Consider the following 21765-nt stretch of genomic DNA (forward strand, 5'->3'; position numbering starts at 1 on the left):
CGGATCGGGGCGCGGCGTGGGGGATTGTTCAGTATTTCCCTGAGGCGGCGCACCGACTCCGGCGAATGCGGCGCTGCCAGTTCCCACGAGCCGCGCCTTGGATGGCCAGCGGCCTGACCTGGAGCTTGGCCACAGCCCTGGCGAGTGCGGCGCTGATTCTGCTGAGCGCCTGCAACGGCGGCTCGTCGGGTGTGATTCGCGTGCCGATCGAGCGCGTCACGGTGGTCGCCACCACGCCGGCGCCGCTCCCTGCCGAGTTGCCGGTCGGTCGGCCCCGTCCCACGCCGACGGCTCCGGTGAACCTGCCACCTCCCACACCCACGGCCACCGCAACCCCCACACCCAGTCCAACGCCCGCCCCCACGGCCACGCCCAGCCCGACACCGTCTCCCACGCCGACTGCAACGCCAACGCCCACACCGAGCCCCACGCCAACGCCGACACCCGAGCCGACGCCCACCCCAACCCCGACGCCGCCCCCTCCGAATACGCCGTTTCCGCTGCTTTGGGTCGCCTACCAGGCCGACATCGGCCGCAATCTCGAGATTTACGTCATCGCCACGGACGGCACCGGCCAACGGCGCCTGACCATCAATCCCGCCGACGACGCGCAGCCCGCGTGGTCGCCGGACGGCTCGACTATCGCCTTCGCCAGCAACCGCGACGGCGAGTTCCGCATCTGGCTGATGGACTCCCTTGGCCGCAACATCCGCCCGCTCACGCAGGGGCCAGGCGACTCCCGACCCTCCTGGTCGCCCGACGGTTCGACCATCGCCTTCCAGTCCCAGCGCCGCGGCAGCCCGGACGTGTGGATCGTCGACGTCGAGACGGGCGAGGAGACGCTGGTCGTCGGCAGCGGCCGCGCGGAGAACTCGCCGTCGTTCTCGCCCGATGGCACTCGCATCGTGTACAGCGCCGACCGCTTCGGCCAGTTCGACCTCTTCACCATCGCGCTCGATGGGAGCGACGAGCAGCGGCTCACCGACGCCGCCGGCGCCGACCTAGAGCCGCGCTGGTCGCCGGACGGCACGCGCGTGGCCTACGCCACCATCCGCGAACGCCAACCGCACGTGGCCATCATCAACGCCGACGGCACGGGCGTCGTCGTGCTGCCGCTGTCAGAGTTCAGATACACCCTTGGCGACCGAGCCCCGGTCTGGACGCCGGACGGCGACGCGCTGGTCTACGTGACGGCTGATGGCGACTCGTCTAATCTGGCGGTGATGTGGGTGGATGGTTCGGGGCGGACATTGTTTGTATTCCGCTTTGGTGACGACTCGTCACCGTCGCTTGGCCCCGCGGTAGCGCCATGAGCCGCGGCGCGGAGATTGCCCGCCGCTCCGCGTTCTTCCTCGTTCGCATCAGCCTCTTCTGGTTCGGCCTGTCGTTCCTGTGGGGCGGCATGAACATCCAGCTGCTGCCGACGCGGGTGCCGGAGCTGGTGGACGACGAGATCAAGGGCACCGCCATCGGGGCCATCGTGGTGGTGGGCCTCATCGTGGCCATCCTGGTCCAGCCCATGGCCGGGGCCTTCAGCGACCGGGTGCGGATGCGCTGGGGTCGGCGGCGGCCGATCATGGCGGCGGGAATCGCCGCGGCCATGCCCTGTCTGCTGTTCGTGGCCTACGCGCCCAACTACGGGCTGCTGTTCGTGGCGATGGTGCTGCTGCAGATCGCCGCCAATATCGCCCACGGTCCCTACCAGGGCGTGATCCCCGACCAGGTGCCGACCGATTCGCGCGGTCGCGCGTCCGGGTTCTTCGGGCTGGCCAACCTGATGGGCACGCTGGTCGGCGCGGGCGTCGCCGGCGCGTGGCTCAGCATGGCCGCCGAGGGGCAGGACCCCAACCCCTTCTTCGCCCCCGCGCTCCTCACCATCATGGTCGTGCTGGCCGTGTTCTCCATCGCCGCGTGGTTCGCCGTCCGCGAGCAGCGGCCGCCTGAGCAGGCGCCGTTCGAAGGCGTCTTGCGCGAGGTCCGCGTGCGGCTGAGCGAGCTGAGCCAGCGTTCCGCTTTCGCGTGGCTGATGCTCTCGCGGCTGCTCTACTTCATGGGCCTGCAGGCCATGGACAACTTCATCCAGCTATTCCTCAAGGGCGACCAGGTGGACGGCGGCCTGGCCGAGAGCGACGCCGAGTTCAAGACCACCATCGTCCTGGCGGCGGTGCTGCTGACGGCGCTCATCACGACCGTTCCCGCCGGATGGCTGGCCGACCGCTACGGCAAGCTGCGGCTGGTGGCGACGGCCGCGGCGCTGGGACTCATTGCCGCCGCCGTGCTCATGACCTCGCAGTCGTTCGTGCAGGTCGTGATCTTCGCCGCGGTGCTGGGCGTCGGCGTCGGCCTCTTTACCGCCGCCGACTGGGCCGTGGCCATCGACCTGATTCCCGACCAGCGCGCGCCCGGCTTATACATGGGCCTCTCAAACGTCGCCACCGCCGGCGGCGACGGCCTGGCGACGCTGTCCGCCGGCATCGCGCTGGACCTGTTCGGCTACCGGGCGGTCTTCGCCATGATGGCGATCTTCTTCGGCCTGAGCCTGGTGGTGCTCCCGGTCGTCCGCGCCCGGCTGGCCGCCGCGCAGGCGCCGCCGCCTACGTGATGTAGCCCCCCCGCAAGCGCCCGCCGTCCGGCTCCCTCTCATGGGGAAAGGGCTGGGGTGAGGGGCTCCGGTGGCCGGTGGCCCAGGCGGCGTGGCGCCTGGGAGATTCGTCCTCGGCCCGTCCCACGCTGCACGCAGCGCGGGCCACCGAAGGTCGGCGGCCGCCAACAGGGAGCGCCATAACCGTCCGACATTCCGGCGAACGCCGGAATCCAGGCCCCGCTAAGCCCGCGCAACCCGCCTGCGCTCTTAGCCGCCCACCACAGGGAACGATTTCGCCACACCGCGCGTAGTATCCAATGGAGTACACGGCAGCCGACGCCGTGAACGCGGGCAAGGCGAAACTGTGAGAGCCCCTCGATCAGCATCCAGATTGGCGATAGTCCGTGCGACTCGGGCCGCAGCAACCGCTCTTGCTGTAGGGGCGTGCTTGAGTATGGCCGGCTGCGAAGCTTGGTCGGCAGCACCTGCGGAAGAGGTGATCATCGACCAGTCAGCGACCCCTCATTCGCCAACCGGGACGCCAAATGCCACTCAGACGGCGACCGTCGAGCGTCCCACGGCGACGCCAAGCCCGACCAAAGTTGTCGAAGTCGTGAAGGAGGTACCCGTTGACGCTCATCCTATGGCGCCATCGCCCTGTTACCCGCCTTCTCACAAGTCAGAAATACCGCCAGCGAGTTCGTTGCAATGGAGCCCGGACGGTGAGGAGGTTTTCTTCGCCACCGATGCCGCCGAAGTGTACGCGGTGCTGGCCGATGGAAGCCGCCTTCGGCGCCTCGTCGCGGCGTGTGGGGAATTGAGCCCAGGCTTCAAGGTGGGGCGAGAGACGCCATTCCAGGTCGCCCCGGATGGCACTCGCCTGGTGTATGCCACGTGCGAGTACCCGCGGCCGGGGGCGGGACCGCAGCCGGACGGCTGGGACTATCGGCACGAACTGGTGGTTGCGGACATTGATGGCACCCAGCGTCAAAGGCTCACCACCAGCGCGGCTTTCGAGAGCTACCCAACCTGGTCCCCCGACGGCTCCCACATTGCTTATGTTTCCAGCGAGTGGGTCTCGGTCGACAGACCAGTGCCCTCACGCCACCGGACAACCCGCCTGTACATCATGCGGGCCGACGGCACCAAGCCGCAAAGGCTTGGTACCGGCTTCGACTTCGTGATCACACAACCTCCCTCGTGGTCACCGGACGGGCGCTGGCTGGCCGTCACGGGGTTCGCGAACGAGCAGGAGGATCGCAGCCAATCGGGAAACAGGCGGTGGGCGCTACACCTCATACCCACGCAGAGCGGCCGGGAGTTCCTTCGGCTGTCGGACGCCGCAAGCGGTGCATCGTGGTCGCCGGACGGCCAACACCTAGCGTTTGCCAGGCTGGATGACGCCGGACTGGCGCTTTACACCATCGCGGCGGATGCGACCGACCTCCAACGGGTGACGACGATCGGCGGGTGGGGCTCGTGGTGGAGTTCGCATCAGACTCCGAATCTCTCACATACCTGGGTCCCAATTGTGGCGTGGTCGCCAGACGGCTCGAAGATTCTTTATTCGTGCGGTGGAATATGCGTGGTCGACCTCAACGACGCTCCGGCGCGAGAGGTGCCGCCGTCCAAGGAGACGTCGTCGGCCGAGGGCGATGTCTTCCCTGCGCCGACCAGCAGGGCAGAGATACGTCCGACAGTGCTGGCCGGGGGCATGGCGGCCTGGTCGCCCGACGGCTCGCGCATCGCAATCCTCAGCAACGAGGACGGCCCGTTCGTGCAAACCCTGGCTCCCGACGGATCTGACGTGCGGATGCTGGTGGTGCAGGATAGGCAGGACCGTCTCCAGAGCGCGGACGACTTACGACAAGCCGAGATGGCCGCACGTCAGGCGGAGATCGCCTCGCGGCCGCCTACGTGATGTACGGCCGGTGGCCCGCGCTGCGTGCAGCGTGGGATCGGCCGTGGGTGAACAACCCAAACGCACCGCCCAGTGACCGTCATTCCGGCGCACAGCCGGCCCCGGGCTCGATCCGGGGCCGGATTCCAGATTCCGCTGAACCTTCTCAGCCGGCTGGCGGTATTCGCCGCGCCGCTCATGGAACGATTCCACCAACCCGCGCGTAGTATCTCTTGGAGCACTCGGCAGCCAACGCCAGCGCATGCGGGAGGCGGACCCGTGAGAAGCCAACTCAGGGCTCTGCGCGCCGCCTGCGCCCTCCTGGCCGCGCTGGTGGTTATGCTCGGCCTTGCCGGCTGCGGGCCAGACGCGCCTGACGCGTCAAGCACCGCGACATCGCCGCGCACGATGGCGGCGAATCGTACGCCGGTATTCGCACCGTCGCCTGCGGAGACTGCGCCGCCACCGTCACCCACTCCCACCCCCCGGATCATTCGAGAAGAGATCGACCGGCACTTGGGAGTTCGAACGCCTTGTTTCGGCGGACTACCAGGAGCAAGCGATGCCTTTGTCCGGTGGAGCGGAGACGGGTCAGCAATTGTCTTCAACCGCGGTGGTGACGTCGTCTGGGTGACGCCGGATGGATCCGCTCTCAGGCAGCTTGAAGTAACGGGCCCGATGACCGCAGTCGATGTGTCCCCAGATGGGACGCAGGTTGTCTACTCCACCTGCGCCTATCCCACAGATCCAGAATTCACCTACACACCGTCGACCCGGCACGAGACCGATGTCGAGGGCAATCCGATCATTCGCATCGTGTCGGTCGAGCCTAATCCCGAGCTGCTCAATTTCGACCACGAACTCGTCCGTGCCCGAATCGACGGCTCGGAGCCGCAGCGGCTGACAAATAACGCGCGCTTCGACAACTACCCGGCATGGTCGCCGGACGGCACGCGCATCGCGTATCTGTCAAACGACAATCGCGATGCGTCCGCCTCCAACCCGCACTCCACCAGTTTTCTTCGCCTCTACACCATGGCGCCTGATGGCTCGAACGTGGCGATGGTGCGGGACGGGTTTGTGAATCTGTTTCAGCCTCTCCAGTGGTCGCCCGACGGCAAGAGTCTCGCGTATGTCCGACAAGACCCTGAATCCGCAGTGTGGCTCTACACGGTTACTGTCGACGGAGGGGCGCCGCGACGGCTGACGAAAACGGACAGCTACCCATCGTGGTCCCCGAATGGGCAACGCCTGGCCTTTGCGAAGCCTGACGGCGCCGAGGTCGCGCTCTACACAATCGCGTCGGACGGTTCGGACGCCCAGCGCGTGACGACAATCAGGGGCTGGCAGCCCCGCTATGGCGAGCCGGACCCCTCCCGCGCGTGGATCGGGACTGTGGCCTGGTCGCCCGACGGCTCGAAGATCCTGTTTTCGTGCGGAGGTGGGATCTGCGTGGTCAGCTTGGATGGCGCTCCAGTGAACGAGGCGCCCCTCCTCGGGTACGCGGCGGCCTGGTCGCCGGACGGCTCGCGGATCGCCATCCTTAACACCGAGAACGGCCCAGTCGTGCAAACTGTGGCACCCGACGGCAGCGATGCACGGGTCCTGGTATTGGCAGGGATCGGCGGTCTGATCCCAGCGCAGTCCGGACATGAGGATGTGCAGGCGAGTCAGGCGGCATGCGCCACGGGGTTCATGATTGACGCGCCTGCGGAAAACTCAGGATTGGTGCGCGATTGCGAGGTGCTGCTGGAGCTGCGGGACACGTTGTTTGGCAGCGCGCTCGTGAACTGGGTGCCAGGGATCCCGATAACCCAGTGGCTGGGCGTGACGGTGGCAGGCACGCCACGGCGGGTAACGGGGCTTAGTCTCGGCGGGCTGGTGCCGACGGCGACGCTACCCCGTGCGCTGGGTGACATGTCGCAGTTGCGAGTGCTGGACCTCTCCTACGATCACTCCTACTACTCGCGGCCTGGAGCCCCAATTCCGCCGGAATTCGGCAAGCTCTCCCAGCTGCGGGTCCTCAAGATCGCCGGAGGTCTGAGAGGCCGAATCCCGGCGGAACTTGCTGAGCTCACCAACCTACGCACATTAAGCCTTTCGCGCAGCGAGCTGACCGGCGGGATTCCCCCCGAATTGGGCCGGCTGACAAATCTGCAGGAGCTGTTTCTCTACACGAGCAAACTGACTGGCACGATCCCGCCGGAACTGGGCCAACTGGCCAACCTCACCGGCCTGAGCCTCAACACCAACCAGTTGAATGGACCGATTCCGTCGGAGCTGGGCCAGCTGGCGAACTTGACACTGCTCGACCTCGCCAGAAACCAATTGGCGGGACCCATTCCGCCAGCATTGGGCCAATTGGGCAACCTGACCAGGTTGATCCTGTTCTATAACCAGTTGTCGGGGCCGATCCCAGCGGAGTTGGGCCAACTGGGTAGCCTGAGCGAGTTGATCCTCTATGGCAACCAGCTGGCGGGGCCGATTCCACCAGAACTAGGCCAGCTGACAAACCTCACCGACTTGAATCTCACCAAAAACCAGATCACGGGGCCGATTCCGCCGGAGTTGGGCCTTCTAGCGAACCTGAGGAGTTTGACCGTCACCAGCAACCAGTTGACAGGACCGATCCCGCCGGAGTTAGGCCAGCTGGCGAACCTGGATCTGCTCAGGCTCGACAACAACCAGTTGGTGGGAACGATCCCAGCGGAGTTCGGCCAACTCACCAATCTGGGGACGCTGGGGCTTTCCGGCAATGCCTTGACGGGCGAGGTTCCAGAGGCGCTTGGTCGCCTCAACGCGACCCTCGACTTGGCCGGCAACCAGTTGACCGGATGCATTCCACGGGGGATCCCCGAGTGGCGGCTCGGAGATCGCCGCGCCCTCGGCCTGCCAGCATGCAATCAGCGATAGCGCATCGAGTGACCTGGTGATGTCATCGTCGAGCGTGAGAGTGGCGTGTCGCTTTGGGCGTCGCACTACGTGCGGTAGGTCTCGTTGCGAGAGACCCATTAGGGACGGCACTCACAGACCCTGGCCAGTCGGCCGAATCGACCGATGACCGCCATCCCGCCCGTCTACAAGCTGAACCTGCCGCCGGTGCGGTACGTCTCGGTGCCGGCGGAGCGGTTGCGGGTCTTCGTGTGCGAGGCGGCGCTGGCCGTGGGTCTGCCGGACGCGCAGGCCGGTCTACTGGCCGAGTTGCTGACGGGCAACGACCTGCGCGGGGTGCACTCGCATGGGACGCGGATGCTCGCCCACTACGCGGACGAGCTTCGCAGGGGTCGGCTCAATCCGGCGCCCGAGCCGCGCGTCACGCGCGAGACGCCGGTGAGCCTGGTCGTTGACGGCGACGGGGGGCTGGGGTATTTCGCCGCTCACCTGGCGACCGAGCGTGCCATCGCCAAGGCTCGCGAAGTCGGCGTCGCGGTGGCCGTCACCCGCAATCACGGGCACATCGGCGCCGCCGGCATCTACGCCCGCATGACGCTGCCGCACGACCTGCTGTGCCTGGTCACCGGCGGCGCGCGGCTTGACATCGAGCCGGGCATGCCGGTCTACAGCTCGGCGGTCGGGTCGCCCATGTGCTTCAGCGCTCCGGCGGGCGACGCCGACCCGCTGGTCGTGGACTTCTCGCCCGTGTACGACCTGCGCTCGTCGCCGCGCCGCGAGGAGCTCGAGGACTGGATCCCCGGCACGATCTTTCGCTGCATCGGCCTGGGCAACATCGCGCAGGCGTGGGGCGGCGTTCTGGCCGGCGTGCCGCAGGAGCGCGACGCGGCGCCGCCACGATTTTCCTCGGCGCACCAGGCCGCCGCGTTCATGATGTTCCGCATTGACCTGTTCCTGGACCCGGCGGAGTTCCGGCAGCAGATGGACGTGCTGGCGGAGCGCATTGCGGAGTTGGCGCCGCTGCCCGGGTTTCCGAAGGCCCAATTTGCCGGAGCGCCAGAGGCCGAGCGCGCGCGGCGGTATGCGGTTGAGGGCATTCCGGTTGGGGAGGAGCATCGGCGGGAGTTGGAGGCGTTGGCGGACGACCTGGGCATGGATACGCCGTGGGAGCGTGGCGGCTGACACGGGCGCGTCCCACGCGTGGGACGACCGCGACCGGCAGGCTGGCCAGCGATCACCGAAGGGCAGCCACAAGGGCTGCCCCTACACGGACTCCAAAAGCCGGGCCGGCGGCCCCTCAAGGGGAGGTCTGAATCCTGCCCTTACCCCGAATCCTCAGTCCGTGCACCCCAGCAACGCGCGTCGCACGGGATCGGTCTGGCGGGCGATGAACTCCGGCGAGTGATACCACTCGGGGCGGACCTCGTAGACCTGCGTGGACCACTTGTAGACCACCCACACCAGGCGGCGCGGGCGCGACGAGCGGTTGGGCATGGCCGTGTGCCAGATGTTGGTGTCGTTGATGAGGCAAGTGCCCGCGGGCGCGGTGAGCGGCACCATGCCCGGGAGAGCCCGCGGCTGATTGTCGTGATTGGCCCAAGGGGGCGGGCGATTCGGGTCATTGTGGCTGCCGGGGACCACCGCCGTCGGGCCGACTTCCTCGGTCACGTCGTCCAAGTAGATCGTCAGCCGCATGTACGGCCCGCCGTCGCGGTGCCACAGCGTCGCGGCCGGAGAGTTGGGCGCCCGATAGTTGCCCATTCCACTCGACAAGAGGACCACGTCGTGGTTCCGCGCCGCCTGCACGATCGGCAGCACGGCCGGTAGGTCCATGAAGTCCTCGAACAACGGATCGAGCTCGAAGAAGCGGTGCAGGTCGATCGACCCGACGCCCTTGACCGAAGTCGACGCGCCGTCCACCACGGCGCTGGGAACGTTCTCGTAATCGGCGATCAACTCGTCGAAGCGTTCCCGAATCGGCCCCAGGCGTTCGGGGCTGACGGCGTTGGGCACCGCCGTGTAACCGACGTGCTCGAGCCGCCACACGTGCATGAAGAGCTCGTGCACGCTGGGAATCGGTTGCATCGCCGCTCCGTCGGGGTAGCCGCCCGTTAGGCTACCCGCTCCAGTTCCACCGCGCGGCCCAGGCGCATGGCCTCGTAGAGCCCGTCGGCCAACTGGACGGCGCGCACGCCGTCGGCGCTGTCGGCAAGGGGCCGCCCAACGCCGCGCGCGGCGTCAAGGAATGCGTCCAGCATCGCGGTGGAGCCGTCTCTACCAACCACCGGCTCCGGCGTCTCAGCCACTACTCGCTCGCCTTCGAACACGCGAGCTTGCGTCAAGTCGTTCCAAAGCTCGGCGCGGCGCGACCCGTCGTCCATCGCGCCCGAATAGGTTCCCCCGCGCTCGGAGCACCCGAATTCGCCAACCACCACCTGCCCCACGCCGCCGCCGGCAAACTTGATGGTCGCCGTCAGGGTGTCCGGCAGCCCCGAGCGGCGCACGTAGCGACCACCGGTTCCATAGACCCGCAGCGGACGCGAGCCGGACAGATGGGCAGCCATGTCCAACGCGTGGCTGCCGAATGTACCGAGCACGCCGCCGTGCTGGGCCTCGCCTTCCCAGCGTTCGGCCAACGAGTCGACCGTGGCGTGCATCACAACCGTCCGCGGTCCCGGCACCGCCGACCGGACCACCTCGACGCCCGGCGCCGCGCGCAACGCGAAGTCAACGCCGGCCACCACGCCCGCCCCGCGCACCGCCGCATGCGCTTGCAACGCGTCGGGCAGCTTGGTCGCCAGCGGCGCCTCCACGAACACGTGATTCCGGGCGCGGGCCGCCGCCGCGACCAGTTGCGCGTGCGAGTCGGGTCGCGTAGCAATCAGCACCGCCTGGACCTGGGTCCGGTGAAGCACCCCGTCGATGTCGTCGTCGGCCTGCGCGCCATCAATGTCGGCGGCGATCCGCCGGGCGACCTCGAGATTGCGATCGACGCACCACACCAGGCGGCAGTCGGTGCGTCGCGCCACCGCTCGGGCCAGGCGGCCGCCCATTGCGCCACACCCAATAAGAGCCAATTGCAAGGGACCCGCCACCGTCGTCACCAATTCGGGCGAGTCGCGCGTAACGTCATGCCGGTCTATGGCGATCTATCGCGCGAGACAGTCCATGCTTTGCGAATTTCACGTCGTGCGCACCCACCGCGGCCAATTCCTGTCGTATAGTGGGCGCCACAATTCGACATAATGCCTGAATTGCGCATGCCCCACGGTTCCGAGCGGCTCGCCAAGCGGCTCCACCGCGCCGAGATCATCAGCCTCAGCGCCTCGTTGGCGGTCTTCGTGGTCATCGGCGTCATCGGGCTGTTCGTTTGGCGCAGCAACAGTGCCGAGCCTGCCACGGCCGCGCCTCAATCAACCCCCACCGTCGTGGCGCGACCGACAGTGGCCCCCGATCCTACCTCTGCAGTCACGGCGGCAACTTCCGCGCCGACCGAGGCGGTCAAGGTGGACATCGAGCCGCCCTCGCCCGCCGAACAGGTTGAGCAGCCCAATCCGCTCGACCTGATCCAGACCTGGCCCGGCGATCGGCCGTTCTCGCTGCTGCTGCTGGGACTGGACCAGCGGCCCGGAGAGGCCAGCGGTCGCACCGACGCCATGGTGCTGACCCGCATCGAACCTGCGAACAACTCCGCGGCCCTGATCTCCATTCCGCGCGATCTGTGCATCGCCAACTGCCGCACGGACCCCTACCGCATCAACTCCGTCTACCAGGCCGAGGGTCCCGATGTCCTCCGACAGCGCGTGGGAGAGATCATGGGGATCAAGGTGGACTATGTGATGGTGTTTGACTTCTACGGCTTCCGGCGGCTGGTCGACTTCTTTGGCGGCGTCGAGGTCGACGTGAGCACCACGATCTACGACGAAAGCTATCCCAACGCCACCGACACCGGCTTCGAGCCCTTGTACATCCCCGCCGGCGTCAACCACTTCGACGGCGACATGGCGCTGCGCTACGCGCGATCGCGCCATCAGGACGGAGCCATCGCCCGCGATCAGCGGCAACAGCAGATTCTCCTCGCGCTGCGGGATCAGCTATTGACGCCGCGCACGATTCTTCAGTGGCCCAACTTCCTGGAGCGACTGCGCGACACCTTCAAGACCGACGTGCCGTTTGAGCTGGTGCCCTCCATGCTCAAGCTTGCGTTGTCGATCGACTCCTCGCGCGTGGTTCAGGGCGCGGTCGGATTCGATCGCGGGCTGTCGCGCACGGTTATCGCCGAAAACGGCGCCTACGTGCTCGAACCCAACGTGCCCCTCATCCAGGCCTACGCCGCCGAGCTGATCCGCAACGGTGAGGCCCTGCCGGCGATGGAAGGCACTGCCGCCAGTCCCGAGTTCGCCGACCGGCAGCACCTGGAGCCCTAGCGGCTCACTCCTCGGGCCGGCGAGCCACGACATAGATTTCGGACGGCTCGTAGGCCACCTCGAGCGCCCGGCGCAGAATGGCGGCCACCCGCGTCAACTCGTCGCGCGTGTGTCGCAGCTCGGCGCTCACCGCATGCAGCGCCGCTTCGAGGTCCGCCGCATAGCGCGACCGCGCCACGCGCCCGCCCACCCAACGCGTCACGCGGTCTTCGTCGGGTTGCGCCTTGCGTTCCGGTGAAGAATCCTCCGTTATGTCAAGATCGCCGAGCGTCACCGGCAGGCCCCGCGCGGACGTCGGGTTGACCCCGGACGCTTGCACCTCGAGTCCCGCGTCCCGGCACAGGAACTCGAGCAGCTCCACGTCGTAAGGCCGCACGTGCGTCGGGTCCTTCCAGAACTCGTGGGCAATCGTCGGCAGGCTGCCGGGATTCGGCGTAGCCACGATCAACGATCCACCGGGGACGAGGCGGCTTCCGCCAAGCCGCACGAGCGCCGCGCCCTCCTCCACCGGAAAGTGCTCGATGACATGCAGCGCGCTCACCACGTCGAACGTCTCTGGCGTCGCCTGGAGAAAGTCGAGCGCTTCGGCCTCGACGACATGGTGAGCCGCGGCGTGCGCCAGCATGGCTCCGTCCAGGTCGACGCCGTGCGTTTCCAATCCGGCGGCGGCCGCCACGTCCAGAAATTCGCCGCGCCCGCAGCCGATGTCGAGGATTCGTCCCTCGGAAGGCAGGAATTGGGCATACCAAGCTCGCGCGTCGCGGACCATCTCGGGGTCGAATCCGCGAAAGGCATACCAGTCGGACGCCATCAGGGCGCGGTCCGGCAGCGACGGGTAACGAAAGCGGCAGCCACACGCGAATCCCAACAGTGACTCAGCTTGAGCCGCTTTGCGCGGAGTCCACTCCTTCGACCCTTGCAGAATTGGGTAGGGGCGGGGTTGAAGCCCGCTCGACGCCGAGCATTCAGCACGCGTCCAGGTTGGACCGGACTGGATTCCGGCCTCCGCCGGAATGACCAAGGGTTACGCAACAGTCTCCTCCTCGGCTGACCACTCGATGCACATTCGCCCCGTGGCCGATCCGGTTCCCTCTCCCTTGATGGGAGAGGGTTAGGGTGAGGGTGAAGGTCGCTGCCTCCGACCGCTCAACCCTGGCGCGACCGTACAATACCGGGCCGTTTGTCAGATCACCGCACGTGCGCAACGACGACGTTGAGATTTTTGCCATCGGCACAGAGCTCGTGACCGGGCTGATTCTGGACACCAACTCGCACTGGATCGCCGGCGAGGTGGCCGTGGCCGGGGGCGACGTGCGGCGCATCACCGCGCTGGCCGACGACTTTGACGCGCTCACGGGTGAGCTGCGGGCCGCGGTCGACCGCCGCGCTCGCGTCATCATCACCACGGGCGGCCTGGGTCCCACGCCCGACGACCTGACGGTCGAGGCCGTGTCAGCGCTGGCCGGCTGCGGCGTACACACGCCCCGTGAAGTGCTGGAGGACTACGCCCGGCGACGCGGCATCAGCTTGGAAGAGGCCTCAAGTCCGCCGCGACTGAAGATGGGCACCGTGCCGGCCGCCGCTCGCGTGCATCTCAATCCGGTGGGTTGGGCGCCCTGCTTCATGGTTCAGGTCGAAGACTCCAGCATCTGGTGCATGCCGGGACCGCCGCGCGAGGTCCAGGGCTGCTTCAGCGCCCACATCCAGCCCGTCGTCGAGCGCCTGTTCGCCGGCCAGTCGGCGCGGTTGCGCGTATTCATCGACGCCCACGAATCGGAAACGTCGCCGCTCATGCAGTCGGTCATGCGCCGGATTCCGTCCGCCTATCTCAAGGCCTACGTCGGCATGTCGAATCCAGAGGGGTTGCCGGTTGACATCGTCGTGCGCAGCACGGACGGCGCGGCGCCCAACGAGTTGCTGCAGCAGGCTTACGACGAGTTCTGCGCCGTCGCCGCCGCCTCCGGCAAGACGGTGACCCTGGAGGCGCCGGCCGCGTCGTAGTCGCCTCGCAGTAGACTGCCCGCGCCTGATCGAAACCCCGGTCGCGTTCACATGCAATCCCGCTGGTCCGACGACGACGCGCGAGGCCTCGATCCGATTGGTCTCAGGGTCTACACCTCGCGGCTGATCGGCGCGGAACCGGCGCTGGTGCTGCACGGCGGCGGCAACACGTCCGTGAAGCTCGACGACCACGACCACCGGGGACGCTCTTGCCGGTCCCTGGCGATCAAGGGCAGTGGGTCCGATTTGCGCACCATCGAGCCCGGCGACTTCGCGCGCCTGCACTTGGACGACCTTCACGCATTGCGCCCGCGGTGCGAGATGTCGGACGACGAGATGCTGGCCTACCTGGCGCGCAGCTCGCTCGATCCGGCTGCCCCCCGGCCGTCGATCGAGACGCTGCTCCATGCGTTCCTGCCCGATGCGTGGGTCGACCACTCGCACGCCGACGCCGTGCTGGCCCTCACCAACCAGCCGGACGGCCACCGCCTCGTGCGCGAGGTTTACGGCGACCGGGTGGCGGTGGTGCCCTACATCCTGCCCGGTTTCAAGCTGGCGCAACTCACCGCCGACGTCTACGACGCGAATCCCGGCGTCGAGGGCCTGGTGCTTGACATGCATGGGCTGGTGACGTTCGGCGCGTCGGCGCGCGAGTCTTACGAGCGCCACATCGAGCTGGTAGCCCTGGCCGAGGACTCTGTGCGGCCGCACCTGCCGGCGCGCGGCAGCGCGCCCGGCGACGAGGCCGCCGCGGCAAAGCTGGCGCCAGCGCTGCGCGGCGCGCTCTCAGCCAAACGACGAGTCATCGTGCGCTACGACGGCTCGCCCCGCGTGCGCGCCTTCGTCGACCGGCCCGATCTCGAGCAGATTTCCCAGCAAGGCCCGGTCACGCCCGACCACGTGCTGCGCACCAAGCGGCTGCCGCTGGTGCTGCGCGCCACCGATTCCGAGGGCGTGCGCGACGCGGTGACTGGCTACCGCGCGGCCTACGAGCGCTACGCGCGAGAGCACGGCGGCGCCGAGGCATTCCAGCACGACTCCGCGCCGCGCGTGGTGCTCGTGCCCGGCGTCGGAATGTTCACCACCGGCGCTTCCTGGGACGAGGCCGGCATGGTGGCCGACATGTACCGCCACACCATGGAGGTCATCGAGGCCGCCAGCGCCATCGGGACCTATCACGCCCTGCCGGCGAACGATCTCTACGACATGGAGTATTGGCCGCTCGAGCTGTACAAGCTCACCCGCGCGCCGGCGGAGCGGGAGCTGGCCCGTCGCATGGCGCTGGTGACCGGGGCCGGAAGCGGCATCGGGCGGGCCATCGCGCAGGCGCTGGCGGCGGACGGTGCGTATGTGTTCGTCACCGACGTCGACCTCGAAGCGGCGAACGCCGTCGCCGAGGCCATCACCGCCGAAGGCGATCGAGCCCGCGCGTTGCCGCTCGACGTCACGAGCGAGCGTGAGACGGCACAGGCCTTCGCCGCTGCAGCCACCCACGCGGGCGGCATGGACATCGTGATTTCCAATGCCGGGATCGCAGCCGCCGCGCCGCTGGACGACCTGGAGCTCGACACCTGGCAGCGCAGCCTGGACGTCAACGCGACCGGGCATTTCCTGGTCTGCCGCGCCGCGCTGCGCCAGATGCGAGCCCAGGGACTTGGCGGCAGCATCGTGTTGATTTGCACCAAGAACGCGCTCGACCCGGGCGCCGGGTTTGGCGCCTACAGCGCCGCCAAGGCGGCCCAGCTTCAGCTTGGACGCGTGCTCGCCGTGGAGGGCGGCCCGGACGGCATCCGCGTCAACATGGTCAATCCCGACGCCGTGTTCGAAGGCTCCGGGCTATGGGACGCCGACCTGCGGGCGGGGAGGGCCGCCGCGCACGGCGTGGACGTCGAGGACCTCGAAGCGTTCTACGCGCAGCGGAACCTGCTGGGGCGGCGCGTGACGGGTCCGGACGTCGCGGAGGCCGTGTCTTTTCTCGCGTCGGATCGATCCGCCAAGACAACGGGGGCCGTCATCCCGGTGGACGGCGGGCTGCGTGGCGCGTTTCCTCGCTAGGGCGCCGTAGCCGATTCGGATCTCTCTACCTCTTGGGAATCTCGGCGTCACCGTCCGCCACTGTTGGGGCAGCCCTTGTGGCTGCCCTGGTCACCGGCGGAGCGGGCGCCCACAAGGGGCGCCCCTACATGGAAACGGAAAGGCCGCGTGACAGGCTATGTCGAGGGTGAGCCAGCCGACGCGCGCGCCCGACCGCCGCTACTTGCCGCAGGCCCCCGCGGTGACTCCGGCTCCGTCGGTGTTGAAGGAGCTGCCGCAGCCGCAGGTCGTCTGGGCGTTGGGGTTCCGCACCAAGAATCCGCGACCCATCATGCTGTCGATGAAGTCGATCTCGGCGCCGGCGATCAGGTGCGCCGTATGCCCGTCGATGTAGACCTCGACGCCGTTCGACTGGGCCGTGATGTCGGTCGGCTCCGGCTCGTGGGCCAGCGCCATGGCGTATTCATAGCCCGCGCAGCCGCCGCCGGTCACCGCGACCTTGAGCGCGCCTTGGGTGTGACCACGCTCCGAGAGGATCTCGCCGAACGCGCGCGCCGCGCGATCGGTCACCGCCACGGGCGAGGGCGGCGGCGGGACAGCCATCGGCAGCCCGATTGGTTCGTCAGCCGGGCCATCCATCGGCAGCGAGATGCGGCCGTCGGTCTGCACTGCGCTCATGGTGCGTCGTTCCTCAAATGCGGGGCGTTCGCAGCCTTCCCCCGAAGCTAGCACGAGGGACGCTTGGCGGCGAGCCGAGCCGGGGTGGCGCAGCCCGCTCAGAGCCAGGACAGCGTGCGCACAAGTCTCGGCGATGCGAATCCTGGGTGCAGGTCTTCTAGGATCACCTGTCACACACGAACGGCAACGTTGCGTTCCGTTTCACGCATGCAAAACCTCCCTCCATGACCTATGACGAGGCGCTGCGCTGGATTTACAGCTTCGCCGACTTGGAGCGCGGAGTGGGCCACGCGGGCCGGGAGGCCTATGCGGCGGGACCGGCACGCACGCGCCGGCTGCTGGGCGCCCTCGGCGATCCGCACTGCGGTCTGACCTGCGTCCACGTCGGCGGCAGCAAGGGAAAAGGCAGCGTCTGCGCCCTGGTTGCGAGCGCGGCCGAGGCCGCCGGCCTGCGCACCGGCGCCTACACCCAGCCGCACCTGCATTCATTCCGCGAACGCTTCGCCATCGATGGTCGTGCCATCGAGCCGCAGGCCTTCGCCGACTTCTGCCAACGGCTCGCGCCCCACGTCGAGTCCTTGACGGCGGCCCATTCCCACGACGGTCCGTACTCAACCTTCGAGCTGGCCACCGTGCTCGCGCTGCTGTGGTTCGCTGAGCAGGAGGTTGAGCTGGCCGTAATCGAGGTCGGGCTTGGGGGACGGCTGGACGCGACGCGCGTGATCGACCCGGCCGTCGTGGGCCTGACGACGATCGTGCTGGAGCACACCCGCGTGCTGGGGGACTCGCTCGAAGCCATCGCGCGGGAAAAGGCCGGAATCATCAAGCCGGAAGTGCCGGTGGTCACCGCGTCTCAATCCGACGAGGCGCTGGGAGTGTTCCAGGCAGTTTGCGAGGCCCAAGCTGCTTCGCTAACCGTTGTCGAACCTCTGGATTGGGAGGGGGCAGCCTGGCACGACGCAAGACCGCTGATGATGGTTCGCGCACCCGACGGCGGCGGCAGGCTCCCGGTGGGGCTCGTCGGCCCACACCAGCGCCAGAACGCCGCCGTTGCGTGGCACATCTGCCGCGAGTTGGCGGATCACGGACTGTCGATCGATCGCGGCGCCATCCGCGCCGGATTCGGCGCCGCGGCGTGGCCCGGACGGCTGGAGGTCGTGGCCGGCGACCCGCTGACCATCGTCGATGGCGCTCACACCCCTGAGGCCATCGAAGCCATCGTGACGGGACTGCGAGAAGTCTTCGCCGTGGATCGCGGTCCCGTGATCTTCGGCGCACTGCGGGACAAGCGGGTGCCGTCGATGCTGGAGGCGCTGCGCGGGTATGCCGCGCCGTTGATCCTGGTTCAGCCCGAACACCCGCGCGGCTGGACGCCCGAGCGCATGGTGCGGCGATACGGGCTCAGCGAGCCGGCATCAATCCCGGCGACCGTCGAGGATGCTTTGCGGCAGGCGCGTGCGGCGTGCCGGCCCGGCGAGGCGGTGCTGGCCACGGGCAGCCTGGCGGTCGCGGCCGATGTGCGCGCAGCCGCCGGCGTGCCGCATGAGGTCGATCCCGAGCCGTGGGCCGGGCCGTAGCATGGGGTTTGGATCCACCTTGCGCGTTGGAGACTTTAGGGTGGATTCCCGCCTCCTCGGGAATGACGGAGCCAGATCGGCCGCGACCGGTTTTGTGCCGGGCCCACCAGACAGCCATGCTCAGCCACGATGACCACCCACAGAGAAGGCGGGCGCCCACAAGGGGCGCCCCTACAGGACAGTCAGGCGTAAGTGGTGGCATGACTAACGACGAGGTGCGCCCGATTCGCAAGCGCGTCGAGCAGGCCATCGAGCAGGCCGCCGCCGAGGGCGCGTTCGACAACTTGGCGGGAACGGGTCGTCCGCTCGAGTCGGAACCGGGGATCGTTCCAAACGAGCTGCGAGTGCCGTTCAAGGTGCTGAAAGATGCCGGCGTGGCTCCCGCCTGGGTGGAGATGGCGGCCGAAATCGAGCGCCGAATCGACGAGTTTCGCGCGGCCCGGCGCGAGCACGAGCGGCGGATGCGCCTGGCCCGCGCGCACGCGCTGGCGGGGACGGCCGGCGATTTCGCCGCGCGCTTTCGAGCCGCGGGGAGAGCCCACGAGGATTTGCGCAACAGCCTGGCAAAGGACGTTCGAGGCATCGTGCGCCTGATCGATCGGTTCAACTCCATGGCGCCGGCCAGCGCGCCGCGATTTGGGTTTCTCGCGCGCGCGGAGCTGGACGCGATCGAGGCGATTTGGCCGTGGCCGGCACCCACTGACGATCCGACGTGAAACGGCGAACGCGGGCCGTGCTCGGTCGGCTGATCACCGCGATCCTCATTCCGCTGCTCGGCGCAATCGGGCCTTGGCGAAGGGCCTTGGGAACCGGACGCGATCAGGGCGAGCCTCGGTCGGTGCTGCTGGTACGGCTCGACTTGATGGGTGACGCCGTCAACGGGCTGTCGGCCGCCCACGCGGCGCGGCGGCGGTGGCCACGGGCGCATATCGCCTTCATGGCGCCGCCGCAGTGGCGGGCGATCGTGGATCGCTGCTCGGCGGTGGACGAGTCCATTCCCCTCGACCCGGCAGCCGTCACCCACTGGCCCGCCTGCCTCGATCCGCGACGTTGGGCACATCTCCTTCTGGCGCTCTTGCGGTTGCGCAAGCGGCGCTTCGACCTGGCGGTGAGCATCTACGGTCCGATTGCCGGCACTGTGGTGGCGCTCAGCGGCGCCCGCGAGCGCCGCGGCTATCGCCGCGAGGCCCCACCGTTCAGCTTCGACCGATCCTTCGAAGGTGAACGCCAAAACGGCGGCCCGCACGAAACCGAGCTGGCGACGCGCCTCATTGGTGGCGACCGTCCACCCTGGCGCACCATCGACCGAACCGAGGACCTGCCCAACCCGGAAGCTCTGGCCGGCGTCCCCCGCCCATTGGTCGTGGCACACGCCGGCGCGGCCCATGGCGACGCCAAACGCTGGCGGGAGGAGCACTGGGAACGCACGCTGGCCGAACTAGCAGCTGGCGGCGCGTCGGTCGCGCTCGTGGGTCTGGCCGGCGACCGCGCGCTGGCTCGGCGGCTGCAGGGCTCGGTCCATAATCTGATCGACCTCACGGGCGAAACGTCGCTCGAATCGCTCATGGGCACCCTGCAAGCAGCGGACCTCGTGATCTCCACGGACAGCGGTCCGGGGCACCTGGCGCGGGCGCTAGGAACCAAAGTGATCGCGCTGCACGGGCCGACCGACACCGCCCTTCACGGTCCTGGCGATCCGACTTGCGCGGCCCTGCGCGTGGACATTCCTTGCGGGCCTTGCTACGACTTCCGCCGCGTGGCGACCTGCCAGTTCGGCGACACGCTCTGCATGGAATGGCTTCACCCCGAGCGCGTCGTCAGCGTCGCGCACTCGATGCTGGCCACATGAGCGGCGCAACCGCCACCGAGGCAGCGGCGCTGGAAGCGCTCGAGTTTCGCGTGCTCGGCACGCGCATTCACGGCATCGACCTGGGACAGGCCGCCGCGTGGATCGACGCCTGGGCGCAAGCCGGCGTGCGCGCTCACATCGCCACCGTGAATCCCGAGTTCGTGATGCAGGCGCGCCATGATTCCGAGTTTCACGACCTGCTGGAGCGCACCCGCCTCAACGTCCCGGACGGCGTCGGCGTCGTGGTCGCCGGACGCTTGGGGGGCAGACGCGTTCCGGGCCGCGTGACCGGCGTGGCGCTGATGCACGAGGCCATGCGGTTGGCCGCGGTCCGCGAGTGGCCCGTGGCGCTCGTCGGCGGCGCGCCGGGAGTGGCCGAGGCCGCGGCGGACCAACTGGTCCACGGGGTGCCGGGATTGCGTCCGCCGCACACCTTCGGCGGCGCGCGCGGGCCCGAGGGCGACAACGCGGCCCGGAAATTCCTGAGGGACGTGCGGCCGCGCATCCTCTGCGTCGGCTACGGCGCTCCGCACCAGGAGTTTTGGATCGATCGCAACGTCAGCTCGGACGCGGGATGCGTGGCCATGGGCGTGGGCGGAACGCTGGACTACCTCAGCGGCCGCGTGCCGCGCGCGCCCGCCGCGCTGCGATCGGCCGGCCTGGAATGGGCCTACCGGCTGTGGCGACAACCGTCACGCTGGCGCCGCATGCGGGTCCTGCCGGTATTTGCCGCGCTCGCGGCGCGCGAAATCCTCGGCCTCGAGACCAAAGACGCCGCCAAGTGAGCCGCGTGGTCGTGGTCGGCAGCCTCAACCTGGACATCGTCATGCGCCTGCCGCGCATTCCGCGTCCAGGCGAGACCGTGCACGGCGGGCGCATCGGCCGCTATCCCGGCGGGAAGGGCGCGAATCAGGCCGTCGCGGCCGCGCGCGCCGGGGCGGCGGTGGCCATGGTTGGCGCCGTGGGTCGAGACGATGCCGGCGACGCGTTGCTCGGGTCGCTCGCCGCGGCCGGCGTGGATCGGGCTGATGTGCGCCGGAACACCGACGCCGCCACCGGTACCGCGATGATCGTCGTCGACAGCGCCGGCGCCAACGCCATCGCCTTGGCGGAGGGGGCCAATTTGGCCGTGCGGCCGGAGGACGCGGCACACGCGGTGTCCGCACACAATCCCGCCGTCGTCGCGGTCCAGCGCGAAGTGCCGGAAGCGGCGGTTCGGGCCGCCCTGAGCCATGCGCCCGAGGGGGCCATCCGCGTGATGAATGCCGCGCCTCTTGAGCCGGACGCCGACCTGCCGCTCGACGTGATCGACCTGCTGGTCGTGAACGAGATCGAGGCGACGGACCTGTTGGGCGCGCCGGTCACGAGCGACGGCGCGCCCGACGCCGCGCGACGCCTGGCGTACGACGTGAACCGAGGGTGCGTCATCACACTCGGCGGCGACGGACTGGCGGCTTTCGTGGACGGTCATGCTCTCCGCCTGAGCGCCCACCCGGTCAACGTGGTGGACACGACCGGCGCCGGTGACGCCTTTTGCGGCGCAATGGCGGCGGCGCTGGCGCTGGGCGAGCCGATGCCGACCGCGCTCGCCTGGGGCAACGCCGCCGGGGCGCTGGCGGCGAGCCGGCCCGGCGCACAGCCGTCGATGCCCACCGGCGCGGAGATCGCGGCGCGGCTCGGCACGGCCTTGGTCTAGCCCGAAACCAGAGATCCGCAAGACCCAAGCCGCGCCCCGACCCGTTCGAATACCCCTTCGACAAGCTCAGGGCGAACGGATCGGGCCCTTGCACGCTATTTGCCCCATGTTGTTATGAGGGACATAG

The 21765-nt window shown here is 68.5% G+C and carries 17 protein-coding genes; 13 read left to right on the forward strand and 4 right to left on the reverse strand.

All coding sequences use genetic code 11. The features are described 5' to 3' along the window. Window positions 1-101 precede the first annotated feature (101 nt). The 5 genes from OXG33_11325 (at window position 102) to OXG33_11345 (ending at window position 8558) form a co-directional block, all read left to right on the forward strand. The gene (locus OXG33_11325) at window positions 102-1313 is read left to right on the forward strand and encodes a hypothetical protein (GenBank protein ID MCY4114508.1); all 1212 of its coding nucleotides are present in this window, start codon (window positions 102-104) and stop codon (window positions 1311-1313) included. Continuing rightward, window positions 1310-2602 carry an MFS transporter gene (locus OXG33_11330; protein ID MCY4114509.1) on the forward strand — a complete coding sequence of 431 codons (1293 nt, stop codon included), beginning with the start codon at window positions 1310-1312 and terminating at the stop codon, window positions 2600-2602. The genes OXG33_11325 and OXG33_11330 overlap by 4 nt, the downstream gene beginning before the upstream one ends. 685 nt (window positions 2603-3287) lie before the next feature. Further along, entirely contained in the window at window positions 3288-4505 is a 1218-nt protein-coding gene (locus tag OXG33_11335; GenBank protein MCY4114510.1) for a hypothetical protein, read from the forward strand. Window positions 4506-5162: 657 nt separating this feature from the next. Next, on the forward strand, window positions 5163-7397 hold the full coding sequence (locus OXG33_11340) for a hypothetical protein (GenBank protein MCY4114511.1): 2235 nt from the start codon (window positions 5163-5165) through the stop codon (window positions 7395-7397). A gap of 144 nt (window positions 7398-7541) precedes the next feature. After that, on the forward strand, window positions 7542-8558 hold the full coding sequence (locus OXG33_11345; protein MCY4114512.1) for an Ldh family oxidoreductase: 1017 nt from the start codon (window positions 7542-7544) through the stop codon (window positions 8556-8558). A gap of 153 nt (window positions 8559-8711) precedes the next feature. Here OXG33_11345 and OXG33_11350 read toward each other — a convergent pair whose 3' ends face one another. Both OXG33_11350 and OXG33_11355 read right to left on the reverse strand, forming a co-directional pair. Further along, a complete protein-coding gene (locus tag OXG33_11350) occupies window positions 8712-9461 on the reverse strand; it encodes a phytanoyl-CoA dioxygenase family protein (protein ID MCY4114513.1) in 750 nt (249 codons plus the stop codon). 26 nt (window positions 9462-9487) lie between these two features. After that, entirely contained in the window at window positions 9488-10471 is a 984-nt protein-coding gene (locus OXG33_11355; protein ID MCY4114514.1) for a Gfo/Idh/MocA family oxidoreductase, read from the reverse strand. A gap of 165 nt (window positions 10472-10636) precedes the next feature. Between OXG33_11355 and OXG33_11360 the strand changes: the two genes are divergently transcribed. Then, on the forward strand, window positions 10637-11803 hold the full coding sequence (locus tag OXG33_11360; protein MCY4114515.1) for an LCP family protein: 1167 nt from the start codon (window positions 10637-10639) through the stop codon (window positions 11801-11803). Window positions 11804-11807: 4 nt separating this feature from the next. Here the strand turns inward: OXG33_11360 and OXG33_11365 are convergent, their stop codons facing one another. After that, window positions 11808-12614 (reverse strand): class I SAM-dependent methyltransferase, encoded by an 807-nt coding sequence (locus OXG33_11365; protein MCY4114516.1) that lies wholly within the window; start codon window positions 12612-12614, stop codon window positions 11808-11810. Window positions 12615-13000: 386 nt separating this feature from the next. Between OXG33_11365 and OXG33_11370 the strand changes: the two genes are divergently transcribed. Together OXG33_11370 and rhaD are read left to right on the forward strand one after the other, a co-directional pair. Beyond that, the gene (locus tag OXG33_11370) at window positions 13001-13804 is read left to right on the forward strand and encodes a competence/damage-inducible protein A (GenBank protein MCY4114517.1); all 804 of its coding nucleotides are present in this window, start codon (window positions 13001-13003) and stop codon (window positions 13802-13804) included. 51 nt (window positions 13805-13855) lie between these two features. Next, the gene (rhaD, locus tag OXG33_11375) at window positions 13856-15859 is read left to right on the forward strand and encodes a bifunctional rhamnulose-1-phosphate aldolase/short-chain dehydrogenase (protein MCY4114518.1); all 2004 of its coding nucleotides are present in this window, start codon (window positions 13856-13858) and stop codon (window positions 15857-15859) included. Window positions 15860-16057: 198 nt separating this feature from the next. Here the strand turns inward: rhaD and OXG33_11380 are convergent, their stop codons facing one another. Further along, window positions 16058-16516, reverse strand: a complete 459-nt coding sequence (locus OXG33_11380) for an iron-sulfur cluster assembly accessory protein (protein MCY4114519.1) — start codon at window positions 16514-16516, stop codon at window positions 16058-16060. Between the two features lie 224 nt (window positions 16517-16740). Between OXG33_11380 and OXG33_11385 the strand changes: the two genes are divergently transcribed. From OXG33_11385 to OXG33_11405, 5 genes are all read left to right on the forward strand, one after another. Then, the gene (locus OXG33_11385) at window positions 16741-18093 is read left to right on the forward strand and encodes a bifunctional folylpolyglutamate synthase/dihydrofolate synthase (protein MCY4114520.1); all 1353 of its coding nucleotides are present in this window, start codon (window positions 16741-16743) and stop codon (window positions 18091-18093) included. A 200-nt stretch (window positions 18094-18293) separates the two neighbouring features. Then, entirely contained in the window at window positions 18294-18809 is a 516-nt protein-coding gene (locus OXG33_11390) for a DUF1992 domain-containing protein (GenBank protein MCY4114521.1), read from the forward strand. Then, complete coding sequence (locus OXG33_11395) at window positions 18806-19942, forward strand: glycosyltransferase family 9 protein (GenBank protein MCY4114522.1); 1137 nt, start codon at window positions 18806-18808, stop codon at window positions 19940-19942. The genes OXG33_11390 and OXG33_11395 overlap by 4 nt, the downstream gene beginning before the upstream one ends. Then, the gene (locus OXG33_11400; protein MCY4114523.1) at window positions 19939-20727 is read left to right on the forward strand and encodes a WecB/TagA/CpsF family glycosyltransferase; all 789 of its coding nucleotides are present in this window, start codon (window positions 19939-19941) and stop codon (window positions 20725-20727) included. The genes OXG33_11395 and OXG33_11400 overlap by 4 nt, the downstream gene beginning before the upstream one ends. Further along, window positions 20724-21638: a ribokinase gene (locus OXG33_11405; protein MCY4114524.1), complete on the forward strand. Its 915-nt coding sequence runs from the start codon at window positions 20724-20726 to the stop codon at window positions 21636-21638. Before OXG33_11400 ends, OXG33_11405 begins: the two co-directional genes overlap by 4 nt. Window positions 21639-21765 lie beyond the last annotated feature (127 nt).

Source organism: Chloroflexota bacterium (genome assembly GCA_026708035.1).
GTDB lineage: Bacteria > Chloroflexota > UBA11872 > UBA11872 > UBA11872 > JAJECS01.

Bases quoted from the DNA above. Each gene is read 5' to 3' on its own strand.
- OXG33_11325 (MCY4114508.1), top strand. From the start codon at position 102: ATGGCCAGCGGCCTGACCTGGAGCTTGGCCACAGCCCTGGCGAGTGCG.
- OXG33_11330 (MCY4114509.1), top strand. From the start codon at position 1,310: ATGAGCCGCGGCGCGGAGATTGCCCGCCGCTCCGCGTTCTTCCTCGTT.
- OXG33_11340 (MCY4114511.1), top strand. From the start codon at position 5,163: ATGACCGCAGTCGATGTGTCCCCAGATGGGACGCAGGTTGTCTACTCC.
- OXG33_11345 (MCY4114512.1), top strand. From the start codon at position 7,542: ATGACCGCCATCCCGCCCGTCTACAAGCTGAACCTGCCGCCGGTGCGG.
- OXG33_11350 (MCY4114513.1), bottom strand. From the start codon at position 9,461: ATGCAACCGATTCCCAGCGTGCACGAGCTCTTCATGCACGTGTGGCGG.
- OXG33_11360 (MCY4114515.1), top strand. From the start codon at position 10,637: ATGCCCCACGGTTCCGAGCGGCTCGCCAAGCGGCTCCACCGCGCCGAG.
- OXG33_11365 (MCY4114516.1), bottom strand. From the start codon at position 12,614: ATGGCGTCCGACTGGTATGCCTTTCGCGGATTCGACCCCGAGATGGTC.
- rhaD (MCY4114518.1), top strand. From the start codon at position 13,856: ATGCAATCCCGCTGGTCCGACGACGACGCGCGAGGCCTCGATCCGATT.
- OXG33_11380 (MCY4114519.1), bottom strand. From the start codon at position 16,516: ATGAGCGCAGTGCAGACCGACGGCCGCATCTCGCTGCCGATGGATGGC.
- OXG33_11385 (MCY4114520.1), top strand. From the start codon at position 16,741: ATGACCTATGACGAGGCGCTGCGCTGGATTTACAGCTTCGCCGACTTG.
- OXG33_11390 (MCY4114521.1), top strand. From the start codon at position 18,294: ATGACTAACGACGAGGTGCGCCCGATTCGCAAGCGCGTCGAGCAGGCC.
- OXG33_11400 (MCY4114523.1), top strand. From the start codon at position 19,939: ATGAGCGGCGCAACCGCCACCGAGGCAGCGGCGCTGGAAGCGCTCGAG.